General features: G+C 44.1%; 16 protein-coding genes. 10 read left to right on the top strand and 6 right to left on the bottom strand.

Annotated features, from left to right (window positions below; translation table 11 throughout):
* The first annotated feature begins 70 nt into the window (after nt 1-70).
* The 4 genes from AC2TF5_RS24270 (at nt 71) to AC2TF5_RS24255 (ending at nt 3650) form a co-directional block, all read left to right on the top strand.
* Nucleotides 71-1300 carry an FprA family A-type flavoprotein gene (locus AC2TF5_RS24270; RefSeq protein ID WP_491299660.1) on the top strand — a complete coding sequence of 410 codons (1230 nt, stop codon included), beginning with the start codon at nt 71-73 and terminating at the stop codon, nt 1298-1300.
* 23 nt (nt 1301-1323) lie between these two features.
* Nucleotides 1324-2547: an NAD(P)/FAD-dependent oxidoreductase gene (locus tag AC2TF5_RS24265; protein WP_491299659.1), complete on the top strand. Its 1224-nt coding sequence runs from the start codon at nt 1324-1326 to the stop codon at nt 2545-2547.
* Between the two features lie 20 nt (nt 2548-2567).
* Nucleotides 2568-2732 carry a rubredoxin gene (gene rd / locus AC2TF5_RS24260; RefSeq protein ID WP_491299658.1) on the top strand — a complete coding sequence of 55 codons (165 nt, stop codon included), beginning with the start codon at nt 2568-2570 and terminating at the stop codon, nt 2730-2732.
* Nucleotides 2733-2924: 192 nt separating this feature from the next.
* Nucleotides 2925-3650, top strand: a complete 726-nt coding sequence (locus AC2TF5_RS24255) for a Crp/Fnr family transcriptional regulator (RefSeq protein ID WP_491299657.1) — start codon at nt 2925-2927, stop codon at nt 3648-3650.
* Nucleotides 3651-3767: 117 nt separating this feature from the next.
* Here AC2TF5_RS24255 and AC2TF5_RS24250 read toward each other — a convergent pair whose 3' ends face one another.
* Nucleotides 3768-5264, bottom strand: coding sequence for a sensor histidine kinase (locus AC2TF5_RS24250; RefSeq protein ID WP_491299656.1), 1497 nt, complete (start codon nt 5262-5264; stop codon nt 3768-3770).
* Entirely contained in the window at nt 5261-5947 is a 687-nt protein-coding gene (locus tag AC2TF5_RS24245) for a response regulator transcription factor (RefSeq protein ID WP_491299655.1), read from the bottom strand. Before AC2TF5_RS24245 ends, AC2TF5_RS24250 begins: the two co-directional genes overlap by 4 nt.
* Before the next feature lie 207 nt (nt 5948-6154).
* Between AC2TF5_RS24245 and AC2TF5_RS24240 the strand changes: the two genes are divergently transcribed.
* From AC2TF5_RS24240 to AC2TF5_RS24230, 3 genes are all read left to right on the top strand, one after another.
* The gene (locus tag AC2TF5_RS24240) at nt 6155-6925 is read left to right on the top strand and encodes a pirin family protein (RefSeq protein ID WP_491299654.1); all 771 of its coding nucleotides are present in this window, start codon (nt 6155-6157) and stop codon (nt 6923-6925) included.
* A gap of 368 nt (nt 6926-7293) precedes the next feature.
* Nucleotides 7294-8094, top strand: coding sequence for a C40 family peptidase (locus AC2TF5_RS24235; protein ID WP_491302984.1), 801 nt, complete (start codon nt 7294-7296; stop codon nt 8092-8094).
* Between the two features lie 199 nt (nt 8095-8293).
* A complete protein-coding gene (locus tag AC2TF5_RS24230) occupies nt 8294-8491 on the top strand; it encodes a YwbE family protein (protein ID WP_491299653.1) in 198 nt (65 codons plus the stop codon).
* Nucleotides 8492-8672: 181 nt separating this feature from the next.
* Here the strand turns inward: AC2TF5_RS24230 and AC2TF5_RS24225 are convergent, their stop codons facing one another.
* From AC2TF5_RS24225 to AC2TF5_RS24210, 4 genes are all read right to left on the bottom strand, one after another.
* Nucleotides 8673-9953 (bottom strand): ArsB/NhaD family transporter, encoded by a 1281-nt coding sequence (locus tag AC2TF5_RS24225; RefSeq protein ID WP_491299652.1) that lies wholly within the window; start codon nt 9951-9953, stop codon nt 8673-8675.
* Between the two features lie 349 nt (nt 9954-10302).
* Nucleotides 10303-10659, bottom strand: coding sequence for an AMP-dependent synthetase and ligase (locus AC2TF5_RS24220; RefSeq protein ID WP_491299651.1), 357 nt, complete (start codon nt 10657-10659; stop codon nt 10303-10305).
* 91 nt (nt 10660-10750) lie between these two features.
* Entirely contained in the window at nt 10751-11230 is a 480-nt protein-coding gene (locus AC2TF5_RS24215; RefSeq protein WP_491299650.1) for a GAF domain-containing protein, read from the bottom strand.
* Nucleotides 11231-11421: 191 nt separating this feature from the next.
* The gene (locus AC2TF5_RS24210) at nt 11422-12402 is read right to left on the bottom strand and encodes an alpha/beta hydrolase (RefSeq protein WP_491302983.1); all 981 of its coding nucleotides are present in this window, start codon (nt 12400-12402) and stop codon (nt 11422-11424) included.
* Nucleotides 12403-12637: 235 nt separating this feature from the next.
* Between AC2TF5_RS24210 and AC2TF5_RS24205 the strand changes: the two genes are divergently transcribed.
* From AC2TF5_RS24205 to AC2TF5_RS24195, 3 genes are all read left to right on the top strand, one after another.
* Entirely contained in the window at nt 12638-13237 is a 600-nt protein-coding gene (locus AC2TF5_RS24205; protein ID WP_491299649.1) for a GNAT family N-acetyltransferase, read from the top strand.
* 16 nt (nt 13238-13253) lie between these two features.
* Nucleotides 13254-13379 carry a hypothetical protein gene (locus AC2TF5_RS24200; protein ID WP_491299648.1) on the top strand — a complete coding sequence of 42 codons (126 nt, stop codon included), beginning with the start codon at nt 13254-13256 and terminating at the stop codon, nt 13377-13379.
* A 656-nt stretch (nt 13380-14035) separates the two neighbouring features.
* Entirely contained in the window at nt 14036-15556 is a 1521-nt protein-coding gene (locus tag AC2TF5_RS24195; protein WP_491299647.1) for an MDR family MFS transporter, read from the top strand.
* Nucleotides 15557-15678 lie beyond the last annotated feature (122 nt).

Raw genomic sequence — 15678 nt, 5'->3', positions numbered from 1 at the left:
TGATTTGATTTTTTTAAGTACTGTACGATGGATCTTGTTAAGAGACATTCAAATCAGGAGGGCGATATAGATGAATGAAGTAATGCTGGCAAAGGATATTTTCTGGGTAGGAAAAATTGATGATAGAGAAGTGCCATTTCATAGATTAATTTTAGCAAAAGGGACGACTTATAATGCGTATTTGTTAAAAACAGAAAAGCCGACGGTAATCGATACGGTGGATTTGGAGTTTGGCAGAGAATTTGTAGAGTATTTAAGCGAATTGATCGACCCTAAAGAAATTCAATATATCGTCATTAACCATACGGAACCCGACCATTCAGGTGGATTAGCAGCGTTAGCGGGAAGAGCACCTGATGCAACGATTGTCTGTACAGAAATTGCAGTAAATGAATTAAAAGAAATGTACAAGCTTCATAGCAGAAATTTTCTGGTCGTAAAGGATGGAGATACATTAGATATCGGAGGCAAAACACTGAAGTTCAAAGAAACCCCATATCTTCACACAGAAGAAACCATGATTACTTATTGCATTGAGGATAAAATCTTATTCCCTTGCGATATCTTTAGCACACATGTTGCAGGTAAAGAGTTTTTCGCTGATGAAGCAGGCTATGATATTACAGAAGACTTTATTGGCTACTACAATGCGATTATTCATCCACATCGAAGATACGTAAGAACATTAATCAATGCATTAGAAGATTTAGATGTTCAGATGGTTGCCCCTTCCCACGGTTATATTTTACGAAACGACATCCAAAAGTACATTGATCTCTATGCAACATTGAGTGCGGATACGATTGAAGGCAAGAAAGTAACGATTGTATACACAACGATTAGGAACAGTACGAAAAAGATAGCAGAATATTTAAAGAAAATTTTTGAAGAAAATAACATCCAAGCCTCTGTGTTCAATGCGGATAAGTCAGATCAAGTTGAAATCCTCGAAAGCATTAAGGAAGCCGATGCCGTATTCATTGGTAGTTCGACGAAATATGCGGATATGATCGGCAATTTGGAGGATCTGCTTAAAGTGCTGACAAAGATGGATCTTGAAGGAAAAATTGGCGCTGCCTTTGGGTCATACGGTTGGAGCGGAGAAGCTACTGAAGTTATTCAAGACTACCTTAACCAGACAAATATGAATGTTCAAAGCACCTCACATGTTATTAAAACGACGGGCATGACGCATGTGGAGTTTCCTGTAAGAGTGAGATTTGCTCCCAAAGATGATCAGTTGAAAAAAATTGAGCATTCCGCTACTTACGTGGCCGATTTACTGCTAAGTGCAATCTAGTATCACGATAAGTGGGTGAAAAAATGAATAAGAATTATTGTATCATCGGAACGGGTGTTGCGGCTGTAAATGCAGCGAAAGCAATACGAGAACTGGATCAGGAAGCGAATATATGGTTAATTGGATCCGAAACATCATTACCCTATAACAGAATTAAATTATCAAAGGAATTATTTTCAGACTTGAGCAGTGAGAAAGTGCTAATTAAGAAGGAAAAATGGTATCAAACTCAAAATATCCAAACCCTGCTTCATACAAAAATCGAACTTATTGATTCCGATAATCATACCCTCCATACGTCAACGGGTGAAACGATTCAGTATGATAAATTACTCATTTGTACGGGAGCTAAAAACCGGAAGCTGCTAATTGATGGGGCAAATAAAAAAGGGGTTTATACCATTAGAGAAATGCATGAAGCAGAAGACTTCAAAGCATTTATAGAGGATAAAACAAGCATCGTAAATATTGGCGGGGGAATTCAAGGATTAGAAACGGCTTGGTCTATTTTTAAGGCGGGTAAAAAGGTTACGATTGTCGAAGCTGCGCCAAGGCTAATGGCCAGACAACTGGATGATAAGTTCAGTGCCTTACTAAAAAATAAAATTGAAGAAGCAGGCGTAGATGTTCATTTAAATACCTCCATTAAGCAGATCGTAGGCGGAGAAAAAGTAGAAGGGATCGTACTGGAGGACCAAACCGTTTCTTGTGATAGTGTGATCTACTCCATCGGAGTTGTTCCGAACATCGACCTAACAGAAAACACACCAATCCATACGGGCAAGGGGATTATTGTGAATGAGCGAATGGAAACGAACATTAAAGATGTTTATGCCGCTGGAGATGTAACAGAGTTGAATGGTGAAGTGGAAGGTCTATGGGGCCCGGCGATGGACCAAGGAAAAGTAGCAGGTAAGAATATGGTGTCTGTTGCTGAATCTTATCAGAAGACGACTCCGTTTACGGTGTTCAATGGCTTTAATCTTTCTCTGTTTTCAATTGGATTCATAGATGAATGCCGCTGTGATACTACGATCATTGAGGAAGATGGTGCTGAAAAATACACTAGAATCTTTATTAAAGATAATAAAATGGTTGGTGTTATTTCTCTTGGTGACATGTTGGCGTCTATTCCGTATAAGACAGCTATTGAGAGCAAAGTTTCACTAGAGGGGATTAATCTGAATGATAGTTCTATAAAGGATTTAATGAGTGAAGTGAAAGGTCGGCTTACGACAACCGCTTAAACAACAAGGAGGATTTGGCAATGAAAAAATACATTTGTTTACCCTGTGGTTACATTTACGATCCGACTGTTGGGGATCCTGATGAAGGTGTTGAACCCGGGACTTCATTTCAGGATTTGCCGGAGGATTGGGTATGCCCAGTGTGTGGCGAAGATAAAGATAAATTTGCAGAGGTAGAAGAATAGGATAACGGCACATATACCATTATTTACTTGACCACAGCTCTTGAGCTGTGGTTTTTTTCTTGAAATATAAGAAGTAGATACTTTTGGAGCCAGCTTCCATTATGAAGCAGTGTGATTCAAAACATAATAGTGCCTTTAGCGTAATGATATATTTTTGTTATTGATAATAAAATTTCTTATTAGGTGATGATAATGAAGGAACATAATTGCAACCATGATAATCATAAAAAGATAGAGCCTTGCCCTAAAAAAGTTCCGATTTTCAAGGAATTATCTGATGAGGAAATCTTAAAAGTAGCTAAAATGACGAAACACATCCATTTCAAAAAGGGGCAAGCGCTTCTGCTCGAGGGCGAGAAATCAGACAAATTATTTATTGTGAATAAAGGGCAAGTAAAAGTATCTAAATTTACTGTAAATGGGAAAGAACAAATTTTATATATTTTGACAACTGGCGAGTTTTTTGGGGAATTGCATCTTTTTAATCATGATGAAGTAAACAATTTTAGTGTATATGCTATTGAAGATACAGTGATTTGCCTGTTAACTAAAGATGATATTGATCGTATTATGGAAGCCAATCCTGAAATTGCACTAAAACTTTTAAGAGCGGTGACAAAACGGTTAGCCCATATAGAAAATTTAGCACAGAATTTAGCGACTAACGATGCAGAAGTAAGAATCGCACAAATGATATTGGAATTCTGCCAAAAGTTTGGAATGAAAAAAAATGAGGGAATTCTTATCGAATTACCCATAACACGAGAAGAAGTGGCGAGTTACGTAGGTGTTGCAAGAGAAACGGTAAGCCGAAAATTCAGTAAGTTTGAGGATTTAGGTTTAATATCTTTATCAGGTAATAAACAGATCTTTGTTAAAAATCAGTTAGCTTTAAGGGAATATTTACATTTGATATAGGGCTGAGGTTATTGATAGAAAGGTCAGGTGGAATTAAAACGGTATATCGGAACTCTTACTAAAATCAGGGACTGTCCAAGGCCATGTATCGACCGTTACGGATAGTCCCTTGATTGTTTATTGTGATGGTATGGTTATACGGAATACAGTACCTTCACCAACCTTGCTGTCCGCTTCAATCGTACCGCCATGAGCTTCCACAATGGATTGTGTAATCGAAAGTCCTAACCCGGAGCCTCCATATTTGCGACTTCGGGAATGATCGATGCGGTAAAATCGTTCAAACAGGTGAGGAAGATGATCGAACGGTATGCCTTGACCATTGTCACTCACTGTAAGAACGGCTTGTTTCTCATGGAGTCTCAAGCTGACCTCAATCTGTCCTTTTTTAGGGTCAGTGTGCTGGACGGCATTATGAAACAAGTTCAACACGACCTGCTTGAGTTTGTCTGAATCACATATGCAGAGAATGCCTTTCTCCAGGTCGAAGGCAACGTAACGTTCTCCCGCCAACATTCTCAGATGCGGTTCCATCTCCATGATCAGCGTATCCAGCTGAGTTTCCTTTAGCTGGAGTTCGGGAGCTCTGTCGAGCTTGGCGAGAAGAAGGAGATCTTCGATTAACTTTTTCATACGGTTTGATTCGCCATGCATACTGCGTAAAGCTACTTCCAGCTGTTCCGGATGATTGGCTGCTCCCCGGAGCAGCACTTCCAGAAAGCCGTGAATGGAGGTCAGCGGTGTTCGAAGCTCGTGTGATGCATCTGCTATGAAACGTCGCATCTGTTCTTTGGAATCACGCTCCGCCTGGAAGGAAGTGTTCAAGCGTTCCAGCATGCCGTTAAACGATTTTGCCAGACGGTCTATCTCCTGCTGACCCTGCTGATCTGGAAAGCGGTCAGCCAAATTGCCGGCATCCGTCCGCTCTACGGCCTCCACCATGTTGTTCAACGGATTTAATGCTTGGCGCAGAAGCGGCAGATAGAGAAGCAGACCACCGGCCATTGCGAGCAATGCGAGTGCAGTAAAAGTCATCAATTGCCGCAGAATCACATCCTGAATCGGATCTGTATTTTTCCCCATCTGTAACAGTCCTTCTGGATTTCCCGGATTGCCGGCAGGGAGGAACACAACCAATTGTTCGGTGCCATCCTTATCTTCTACCACCCGGTACTCGTTCGGCTTACGTTCCTTCATTTCACTTAAAATGGAACGATACGTATCAGCCGGCAGTTGCGGTGCGCTATATCCTCCATCAGTCTGCACCTCATTAAAACCGCCCTCCGCGTCGATAACGGCCAGTGACATGTCCGGCATGAAGAACAACGGTCTGTGGCCTACCTCGGGTTCTTTGGCCTGCTTGCCGTTATCGATCTGATCCGGCTCGTGTCTGTCAGGTAAAGTCCCGGAAGAATTCCAGACGTCTCTGGGAACGGAGCGCAGCTGGGCCGTCATTGCTTCCGCCTGGCTATGGTACATGACATTTTTCATCAATACATACTGCAGGAAACCTATCAGAATCAGAAGTACAGCCAGGACGAACAGCGACCTGGATAACAGCTGAACCCTTAGAGAACCGGGTTTCCGGAATAGCTTTGAGATACGTTCCTTCATGGTAGATCAACCCGGTATCCGGCACCCCGCAGGGTGCGTATAATTACGTGCTCTTTATCTCCCAGCTTCTCGCGAAGAGAGCGGATATACACTTCGACAATGTTGTCCTCTCCACCAAAATCATAGTCCCATACGATGTTTAAAATTTTGCTCTTGCTCATGACGGTGCCGTGCTTAGTGACCAGTAGTTTAAGCAGGTCATACTCTGTCGGGGATAATGTCAGGGCTTGCCCCAAGTATGAGATTTCTCGTTTACGGTCATCAATTCGAAAGGGACCAAATGTAATTTCACCGAAAAAACTAGGGAATTGATTGCGAAGCCGGGCCTGAATCCGGGCGAGAAGTTCCTCGAAGCTGAAGGGCTTTATCATATAATCATCCGCACCGGTTGTGAGTCCACGAATCCGGTCGCTTACATCGTCCTTAGCGGTGAGCATAATAATGGCGGCGTCATTTCGGTTCTGTTTTAATTGCCGACATACCTCCACGCCGTCGATTCCCGGCATCATGATGTCCAGGATGATGATATGAGGATTGAATCGATCCGCCATTTGAACAGCGCTTATACCGTCTGAAGCGGATTCCACCTCAAACCCTTCACTACGCAGCCCAAGCTCTAAAAATTGCAAAATATGCGGCTCATCATCCACCAGCAAAACTTTGATGCCTTTGATCGTATTCATCACTGTAGCCCCCGTATCCATTCCAGTATCTATATTAACTAACAACGATAATACACAGGAAAGCTGAATGACTCCTGAAACTTTTCTGAACATAAGCTGAAAGCCAGTATAAATATACCATCTTAATAGTAGTTGATATTATCTTAATTTAAGATATTATGAGTTTAAAAGTAAAAAACAATACAAGTCGTAAGGAGGAGTCAGGACATGAAAGGGACGCTATATCCACCCGAAATGCATGGTAGAGGCATATACGATGGAGGGAAAATTACAGAATCGAAGCCGATCGGTCTTTCGGGAGAGGGCTCTGCCGTTACCCGTGTAGGTCCGCTGTTTTATTGGTCCTGGTTTCACTCACCTCTTGAGGGATATATAGGATTGCATCCGCACCAAGGCTTTGAGATCATCACCTATATGATTCAAGGTAGAGCGGTTCATGGTGATACGCTCGGTATCAAAAGTGAGGTAGAGGCCGGTGGTCTGCAACTCATGCGCGCAGGATCGGGAGTCCGGCATGAGGAGCGCTTTATTGGCCCGGATGTGGAAGGATTTCAGATCTGGTTTGAACCGCTATTGCGGGACTCTTTAAAGCAAAATCCGTCTTATCGGCGATACCAGCACAAAGACTTTCATATCGAACGGGAGGATGGAATTGTCCGTAAGACGGTCATCGGTGATAGATCTCCTGCTGATTTAGCGGTAGATGCCCGTATGTATGATGTCCATCTTCAGGAAGGTAAGAGCATAACCTATAAGCTACTTCAAGGACGCGTGTTAACCGCCCTTGCTGTCCGGGGTAGCGGAATTTGGGATGGCCAAACAGAGGGAGACGGGCTTCATTTCCATCATAAGGATTTTGTCCTTCTGAGTTCGAATGCTAATGAATTACTCAGTCTTACAGCCAGTGAGAGACTAAGAATGATTTTGATTGATGTGCCTGAAAATCCAGGTTATCCACTTTATCCGAAGAAACCGTAAATTTCATCTTGTGAATCCAAAAGGAGAACTGCCTCCACCAATCAGGTGTACGCAGCTCTCTTTTTTTTGACTGGTGCATGCTCAATTCTTTTAGGAGATCCGGAAACAAGAAGTGGAATATATAAATTTATCCATTTAGTAAGGAAAATATTGAAAGTAGTCGTTTCATTAATAATCCTATGTACCCAATATCAGGTCGGATTCAAGACGAAAGTCCTTGTTTTTGGTAGAAGTTGGTTTGTTCATTTGTGAAAATCGGAGCATGCAGTCCCGGTTTTGGCCTGTCTATAATGGGGGACGGGAAGACGGAACATGTTTTCAGATTCCGGACTTTTACAAGAATCAGGGAGGTACTACATCACATGCAAATGAATTGGAGAAAGATAATGGCCGGTGCGCTTTTGTCTGCAGCGGTTATGGGTTCTTATACATACGGATCAACTACTACATACGCGGCTGCAGCATCCACGGCTCAGGTCAGCGTACAGCAGGGGAAAGCTAATTCTAACGTCAATCTGAGAAGCAAGCCATCGACTTCAGGCAAAATCGTTGCCAAAATTAATAAAGGCGAAAAGGTTCAGATTATAAAAAAAAGCAGCAGCAGTTGGTATGAAGTGAAGACAAGCTCAGGGAAACAGGGCTACGCTTCTTCGAAATATATTGTACCTGGAGGAAGCACAAACACGGGTGGAAGCTCCTCGAATAACAATAGCAATGGATCGACTTCCAGCTCTGTTATGGTAGAGAATGCTATTAAAGCGGGAATGAAGTACTTGGGTACTCCTTATGAATTTGGTTCAGACCGCAATTCAACGGCGACCTTTGATTGCTCTGCCTTTGTTCGTCGAGCATTTTTGGAAGGGACAGGCATTAAGCTTCCAAGCAGTTCCCGCACACAAGGTGACTGGATTAAGGACAAAGGAACTGCCGTTAGCAAAATCAGTAATTTGAAGCGCGGAGACCTGGTATTCTTCATGAGTTATAGAGGTTCCTCCGCTTCAGATTATGCCGGATTGGACAAGTCCAAGCAGCGTATTACCCATGTTGCTATTTATCTTGGAGACAATAAGCTTCTCCATACGTACTCCCAAAAGTCCGGCGGCGTACTGGTCGGTAATTTCAGCGATTCTTGGAAGAACCGTTTCCTCTTCGGAGGAAGTGTAATATAACAAATTATGTCAGGTAATAATTGAGTTTATTTTAACGAGCATGAATCTAAAGCCAATATTATGGATTAAACGCGGATGAAAAGGCTGAAACGGCCTTTCGTCCGCGTTTTCAATATTTGCATTTTAATCCATAATTCCGTATTGTGTATCGTAATTAGAAATGAATAAACGCATGAAAGATTGAATAGGAGTGACATCTATGAATGGACAGAATCGTTCTGACATAAAAGCCGGGATTGAAGTGGATATTGTATTGAAGAAGGATCAGCGTACTGGCAAGCTGACGCGAGGTATTGTAAAAGATATTTTAACGAACTCTCCGCGTCATCCGCATGGTATTAAGGTCCGGCTTCAGGACGGACAAGTAGGTCGTGTCAAAGCTATATATACGGGCTAAATAACTGAAATAAAATTGGCACGGATATTTTGGATGTAATTAGAAACCTTATCCTTTGTAGTATGGTACTCGTCACTCCATAATACAAAGGAAGGGTTTCTTTTTGTTATTGCAGTGATCATACGCGTACGTCTCATAACAGATAATAGGGTGCCTCAGGTCAACGGACCTTTTTTCTCTATTACATCAAGTACCGAATGAATATATAGACCGATGAGATTACGATGGACAATATCATGAGCGGAAAGCCGTATTTCAAATACTCCATAAACTTGATAGGATGCCCTTCCTTTGCTGATAGGCCTGCCGTGACGAGATTGGCACTTGCACCGATCAGTGTTCCGTTGCCACCCAGGCAGGCACCGAGAGAAAGGCTCCACCATAAGGGTTCAAGATTGCTTATTCCGCCATGGCCCATCTCCTGAATGAGAGGAATCATGGTAGCCACAAACGGAATGTTATCAACGAATGCAGATGCGATACCACTGAGCCATAAGATCAGCATGGATGAAGCTGTAAGGTTGCCTCCGGTCCATTCCAGCGCTTGTTCAGCCAATCGGGCGATGACGCCAGTTTCAATCAGTCCTGAGACGAGCACGAATAATCCCACAAAGAAAAAGATGGTTGTCCACTCTACTTTTCCGATGGCCTGTTCCATCATATGTTCTCCTGTCAGCAGCAATAGAATGAATGCGCCCGTGAGAGCAACGGTTGCAGATTCCAGATCAATCAGCTGATGTAGAAAAAAACCGGCGATGGTGAGCGCAAGTACGGATACCGACTTCATGAGCAGCTTCCGGTCGGTGATCATATCTTTTTCATTCAGCTCCATCACCTGATGCATAAGCTCGGGTGTTGTCTTGATCCGTTTGCGGAACATGAGCACAAGCAGCGGCAGTATTGCCGCCATAATAAGGATAACGATGGGTGTTAAGTTCTGGATGAAGGCCATAAAGGTCAGTTCCGGAACCCGGCTGCCGATCATAATATTCGGCGGGTCGCCAATCATGGTTGCCGTCCCGCCGATATTCGAAGCGATGATGATAGCAATCATGTACGGAATGGGGTCGACTCGTAGCTGGCGTGTAATGCTGTATGTAACAGGTACCATGAGCAGCACGGTCGTCACATTGTCGAGAAAGGCAGAGCCCACCGCAGTGATAAGCGATAAATAGATCAAAATTTTGATCGGATGACCTCCGGCTTTTTTGGCTGACCAAACAGCCATGTACTTGAACAGCCCTGTCTCCGCCGTAATATTAACAATAATCATCATCCCGATCAGAAGCCCAAGGGTGTTAAAGTCGATATGATGCAGAGCGGTTTCCTGGTCCACTATGCCGAATATGAGCATGAGTACTCCGCCCAGCATGGCCGCAATAGTCCGGTGTATTTTTTCACTAATAATGATGGCATATACGATTAGAAATATGGCAATGGCCAAAATAGCTTGTTGTTCCATCAGGGCGCCTCCAATAAGAGTTCGGTGTAATCCAGACGACAAAAGGAGCCTGCAAACAGACAGGCCCTCTCCACGTATTTCTTCGCCGAACATCGTTTGTGCTCATGATTATACGCCCAGACTTTTTCTTTGTAAAGAAGCTGTCGAACTGTTAAAACTTTATGCTGGATATCATCCATAGCTGGTGGAATCTTTGCGTGACGGTATCAAAATTTATGCAGCAAATCAGCAGTTATAATACTAGATAATAGGATGAATTATTTACGGAGTAAAAGACAAAAGACGCCCATCATGGACGGCTTTTGTCGATGGATGAAGTCATTCATTATATAAATGACTTTATGTCAATTTATTGAAATCTTTGTGGCATGTTTGAATAGCCTTGTCCAAAAGAAGGCTGGAAGTTGTTCTGGTTATGGGATTGGTTATGAGCATACACAGACTGCTCTACCTGTTTCACCAGTTGGGATATTTTCTGGTATTGCTGGATAGCCTGATGATGCCCTTGAATTGCAGATTGAATCATTTGAGAAGCTTGGCGCTCACGCTGTGCCAATTCTTCTAGACGTGAAGCATTCTGTTGCTCTTGCTGCAGCAATTGCTGATACATCGCTGTTGCCTGCTGGGTTTGCTGGCTCAGCTGTTGAAGCATCTGCTCGCATTGGCGGACTTGCTGTGAAATCTGAATGTTATTGGATTGATACATGTGATGAATTCCTCCTTCGGTTAGTGGGTCAAAGCCCTCATTTATTGTGCGAAGGAATACATAAATTATTCAAATTAGAGCCGTTTAAAGACTATAATTGACCTTCCAAAATTTGAACAAACTGCTCTAGAAATTCCCGGTCTTCCTGATCGAAACGGTTCACGAGTGGACTGTCGATATCCAGTACGCCGTACAGCTGTCCACCCTTTATTACGGGGACAACAATTTCACTATTGGATGCGGCGTCACATGCGATATGGCCGGGAAAAGCATGCACATCCTCTACAACGAGTGTTTTCAGTTCAGCTGCAGCTGTTCCGCATACCCCTCGGTTCAGCGGGATACGAATGCAGGCAGGGAGGCCTTGGAAAGGTCCAAGAACAAGCTCTTTTCCGTCATAGAGATAGAAACCGACCCAGTTAATATCTTTCAGAAAATGATTCAGCAAGGAAGAGGCGTTAGCCAGATTGGCTACAGCATTCGGCTCATCATGGATAAGTGCCTTTAACTGATTAAGCACCTGGGCGAATTGTTCGCTTCGGGTACCTTCATAGCGTATATTTTGAAACATGGGCGATCCACCTCTTTACGTTTGATACTCTATTAATTAATTTAAGATAGTACACGACTGGGACTCCGTCAAGCTTCACGGACATTTTAAAGACGCACTGGCTAAAATCGGCATAAAGAAAACAGGTCCGCAGCAAAAATAGCCTCTGGAGTAAGCGTCATACATCTCTCCGGGGGCTATTTTTATACGGGTTATACAGATTCAAGGGAATTGTCCTTAAAAAATTCGAGCCGTGTTGGTTCAGTGGCAGTCATTATTTCGGGTTTTCCCATATATTCGTGCAGAAAAGATTGGATTTCCTGACGATATTTTTGGGGATCGATATGATAAGCGTTAGCGTGAATAGAACCTTGGATCAGAACAAGTTTTTTGGGTCCAGGTTTCACATCGTACATCTCCTGGCTCATATAGGTCGGTACGTATGTGTCGTTCGTTCCATGAATGAACATGACCGGAAGATGGCTTTCCCGCACGGAACGGATGGGGCTGACTTGATCAAAGCTGAAGCCGGCTTTTTTGCGAATTCGGTTATGGACCCAGCGAAAAAAAGGTACGGCGGGAACTTTGTTCAGTTTCGTTATTTGGTGTTTCATCAGATCCGTCAGATCAGAATAAGGGCAATCCGCAATAACAAGTTTAACTTGCGGAGCGGCGATAGAAAGGTATTCCAGAACAGTTCCTCCACCAAGAGACTGGCCGTGAAGTCCGATCTCGGTATCCTTGCCGTGCTGTCCGACAAGCCAATTGACCCATGTCTGAACATCATATTTTTCATAAAAGCCATATGTGGTGTAACGTCCTTCACTCTGTCCGTGACGACGCTGATCGATAAGCAGCACATTATAACCCTCGTCTGTAAACATATCCATAAATTGAGTGGAGAAGGCGCGGGAGCCGGTATAGCCGTGTACGATAATCATCCAGCGCTTAGAGTTCGGGTAAAGTTCAATTGCAGCTCCGCTCAGCTTTAGTCCGTCGACGCTAGAAAGGATAACTTCCTTTTTGACAAGAGCCTCGTAGCGATCCTGGCTGTACAGGCCGAGACCTTCCAGTATGGTGAACAGGCTGAGGTCATTCTTGACTTTCATTTGTGTGATCTGCAGGAATCCAAAATGCGTAATACCTGCCGCGAGAATAGCCAAAAACAACATTATTATGATCGTAATATACATCAAGAAATACTCCTCCTCTTCTTCCGTTTTACATCAGCGGGGTGGAGGGATCTAATATTGACGGAAATGTGCCGCGTGACTCAATATAGAAGCATCTGCCCCGGTGACTGACCCATGGAATCATGCAAATTCAAAACAGTCATATGTTACTATATACATGAACATAGTATCACCTAAAAGACCGAGGACAAGTCAAATTTTTTTATTGAGATGGATGAGGAGAGGGGGACTTTTTATGTACCATTGCAAGGGGTTAATCCCTGAGTTAACGGGCACGAGAGTGCGGCTTAGAAAGATGTCTCCCGGCGATGCCGATGATCTGTATCAATGTTGGTCCGATGAGCGGACAGCAAGATATTTGTATCTCCCATCCATGAATGGAAGACATAACGCAGAAGCTCTAATCCTGCTGCTCAATGAGCTGTCGGAATCCGATGATTCGTTACGATGGGGAATTGAACATCTGGATAGCGGCATGATGATCGGGAGCTGCGGGTTCAATGGATGGCAGCTTCAAGGGGCTTTCCGAGGTGAATTCGGCTGCGAGCTTGCCAGTATGTATTGGGGTAACGGATATATGTGCGAAGCGGCTGCAATGGCACTCGAATACGGATTCCGTGTAATGGGCTTAAACCGAGTGGAAGCTTTTTCGGATATACGCAATGAAAGAGGTGCTGAATTTTTTCGGAAAATCGGCTTTGAGTACGAGGGAAGGCTTCGGGAATACAAGCATACTTCGACAGGTTATATAGACGTTAATATATTTTCGCTGCTCCGCCGGGACTGGAATCGTGAGTATATTAGTGATCAGGATAACCTGGGGCCAAAATGTTGAGGAAGGAAGCGGATGAATGCTAATTCAATATGAACAGGGAGACTCATTTCTGCATCGGTGGGTCCTACTAAGCAAGCTGGCTGTCCTGATGTGCACCGCTATAGTGGCCATGCTGTGGGATGGGGCCATCCGGAGTTGGTAGAAACCGAAGCCGATATCCTGTTGAATTTGCAGGATGGAAAAATGATGTCTGTCCTTCTAACACCCGAACTACTATAATAGGAATGTTGCGCAAGAAAAAATTCTCTTATTTTTGAAGGGCTTATCCCCAAAAAGAGTGCTTGACGATTATAAATTGAATGGGCTGCTACAATGATCAAATATGATGTGATATGTAATTTTGTATGTTATACAACATGGGACGAGCAGAATGCCTGAATCTACAGATATTGTTGTAGATTCTACAACAATCCTTCTTGGGAAGAGGTAAATCAACGATTCCATCTCCCTATTAATGTATTTCGTACAACAATTCGTCTTTCGTCGCTATATCACGGGAGGGTGTTGTACTATATACAACATTCACTGAATTCTGTTAGATGATATGAGTAGTACAGTCACATTCCAAACGTATAGAGGTTAGAGGTTCATTCAAGTACCGATATGTCTTAAACATATGGACCGCTGCCATCGTCAGCACTATATTTCGAAATAGAGCCTTCACATAGAATCTTTACACTTACCGTTCCTATATGGAATAGGAAAGTGTTTCTTCTTGCGTTGTTTCAACAGCCGTTCACTTTCGAATGTTACGAAATGCTGAAACAGCTGTTCTTTATAGTAAAGGGGACTCATCTAGTGAACACTTTAGACCAGACTAAACGCAACTATATTCTTGCAGGCATACTGCTGTCGACGTTTCTTGCGGCGATTGAAGGCACGGTTGTGGGACCCGCAGGCCCTGCCATTATCGGTAATTTCGGCAGCGTCAGCCTGATGAGCTGGATTTTCACCTCTTATCTGCTGACGATGGCGGTAACAACCCCGATATTCGGCAAAATCAGCGATTTGTACGGTCGGAAACCTGTATTTTTGTACGGTTCGATGCTGTTCTTGCTCGGTTCTCTACTGTGCGGATTTTCGCAAAGCATGACCCAGCTAATTGTGTTTCGGGCAATTCAGGGTATTGGCGCAGGTGCGGTTATTCCCGTAACCTTTACGATTATCGGAGACATTTACAAACTGGAGGAGCGGGGTAAGATTCAAGGTCTTCTCAGTTCGGTATGGGGGATATCTTCATTGGTAGGCCCGCTGCTTGGAGGCTATTTTGTAGATTACTTGTCCTGGCGCTGGATTTTTGGATTTAACGTGCCGTTTGGGCTCGTTTCCATTTGGTTGATATATCGTTATCTCGATGAAAAAAGGGAGCATCGGCGCGTATCGATCGACTACGCGGGAGCCGGATTGTTTACAATCGGAATGACTTTACTGCTCTTCGCTCTTGCAGCGGGGGGACAGACGTATCCATGGTCTTCGCCAATGATGCTTAGCATTATTATTGCATCGGTTGTACTGCTGACGGCCTTTCTGTTTGTTGAAGCACGGGCGAAAGAGCCAATGGTGCCTTTGAAACTGTTCCGAATCCGGGATATCTCGGTGTCCACTCTTGCGAATTTGCTGGTCAGTGCACTGCTGATCGGTCTAACAACCTATTTGCCACTTTGGATTCAGGGTGTCAGGGGCGGTAACGCAACGTTGTCGGGATTGACGCTTGCTCCGATGTCTATCGGTTGGCTAATTGGATCTGTGGCAAGCGGAAGGCTTATCATGAAGGCGGGATCCCGTAGAACAGCGCTCATCGGCGTGATTGGACTTGCCGCTGGAGCTACAGGACTCGCCTTTATGCATGAGGGAACTCCATTGGTAGCCCTCCTGCTGTACACCTTTATATACGGTTTGGGCTTCGGTTATATTTCTACGTTGTTCTCAATCATCGCCCAGTCCTCCGTCGGTTATGAGCTGCGTGGAGCTTCCACGGCGCTTAACACGTTCATCCGGACTTTGGGGCAGACTGTGGGGGTAGCCGTGTTCGGCACATGGCTTAATAGCGGCATTGCAAGACGGATTGCCGAGGAGCCGGCAGGAGCCGGAATCAGCAGCGACGATATTAACAAACTGCTTTCGCCGCATGGCGAGATGAGCCTTCCGGCAGAATCCGGAGGCTTGGTGAAGCAGGTGCTGGAGAGCAGCCTGAACTCGCTGTTTATTTTAATGGCTGTCATTGCACTCGTCTGCTTTGTCATTGTTGCACGTTACAACAATAGGCCTCCTAAGCCTGAGGACAACACCGAAGAAATCAGGGCTTCATCCGCTCATTGATCCTAGAACCACATACATGTAGAAAGGCCGCCCCTCTATCTCCAGAGCAGGAGTAAGTGGGGCGGCCTTATTGTATGCAATTATAGCGAATGGCTCGCATGTGGTCGACCGCCCTCATGCAA

The sequence above is a fragment of the Paenibacillus sp. JNUCC 34 genome (genome assembly GCF_058269055.1).
Note: the sequence above shows the minus strand (reverse complement) of the source record. Positions and strands in the feature narration are given on the sequence as shown.

What these genes read in the sequence shown, in the direction of transcription:
- AC2TF5_RS24265 (WP_491299659.1), top strand. Translation starts at nt 1,324, where the DNA reads ATGAATAAGAATTATTGTATCATCGGAACGGGTGTTGCGGCTGTAAAT.
- AC2TF5_RS24200 (WP_491299648.1), top strand. Translation starts at nt 13,254, where the DNA reads ATGCTAATTCAATATGAACAGGGAGACTCATTTCTGCATCGGTGGGTC.
- AC2TF5_RS24225 (WP_491299652.1), bottom strand. Translation starts at nt 9,953, where the DNA reads ATGGAACAACAAGCTATTTTGGCCATTGCCATATTTCTAATCGTATAT.
- AC2TF5_RS24240 (WP_491299654.1), top strand. Translation starts at nt 6,155, where the DNA reads ATGAAAGGGACGCTATATCCACCCGAAATGCATGGTAGAGGCATATAC.
- AC2TF5_RS24215 (WP_491299650.1), bottom strand. Translation starts at nt 11,230, where the DNA reads ATGTTTCAAAATATACGCTATGAAGGTACCCGAAGCGAACAATTCGCC.
- AC2TF5_RS24270 (WP_491299660.1), top strand. Translation starts at nt 71, where the DNA reads ATGAATGAAGTAATGCTGGCAAAGGATATTTTCTGGGTAGGAAAAATT.
- rd (WP_491299658.1), top strand. Translation starts at nt 2,568, where the DNA reads ATGAAAAAATACATTTGTTTACCCTGTGGTTACATTTACGATCCGACT.
- AC2TF5_RS24230 (WP_491299653.1), top strand. Translation starts at nt 8,294, where the DNA reads ATGAATGGACAGAATCGTTCTGACATAAAAGCCGGGATTGAAGTGGAT.
- AC2TF5_RS24250 (WP_491299656.1), bottom strand. Translation starts at nt 5,264, where the DNA reads ATGAAGGAACGTATCTCAAAGCTATTCCGGAAACCCGGTTCTCTAAGG.
- AC2TF5_RS24255 (WP_491299657.1), top strand. Translation starts at nt 2,925, where the DNA reads ATGAAGGAACATAATTGCAACCATGATAATCATAAAAAGATAGAGCCT.
- AC2TF5_RS24245 (WP_491299655.1), bottom strand. Translation starts at nt 5,947, where the DNA reads ATGAATACGATCAAAGGCATCAAAGTTTTGCTGGTGGATGATGAGCCG.
- AC2TF5_RS24210 (WP_491302983.1), bottom strand. Translation starts at nt 12,402, where the DNA reads ATGTATATTACGATCATAATAATGTTGTTTTTGGCTATTCTCGCGGCA.
- AC2TF5_RS24235 (WP_491302984.1), top strand. Translation starts at nt 7,294, where the DNA reads ATGAATTGGAGAAAGATAATGGCCGGTGCGCTTTTGTCTGCAGCGGTT.
- AC2TF5_RS24220 (WP_491299651.1), bottom strand. Translation starts at nt 10,659, where the DNA reads ATGTATCAATCCAATAACATTCAGATTTCACAGCAAGTCCGCCAATGC.
- AC2TF5_RS24205 (WP_491299649.1), top strand. Translation starts at nt 12,638, where the DNA reads ATGTACCATTGCAAGGGGTTAATCCCTGAGTTAACGGGCACGAGAGTG.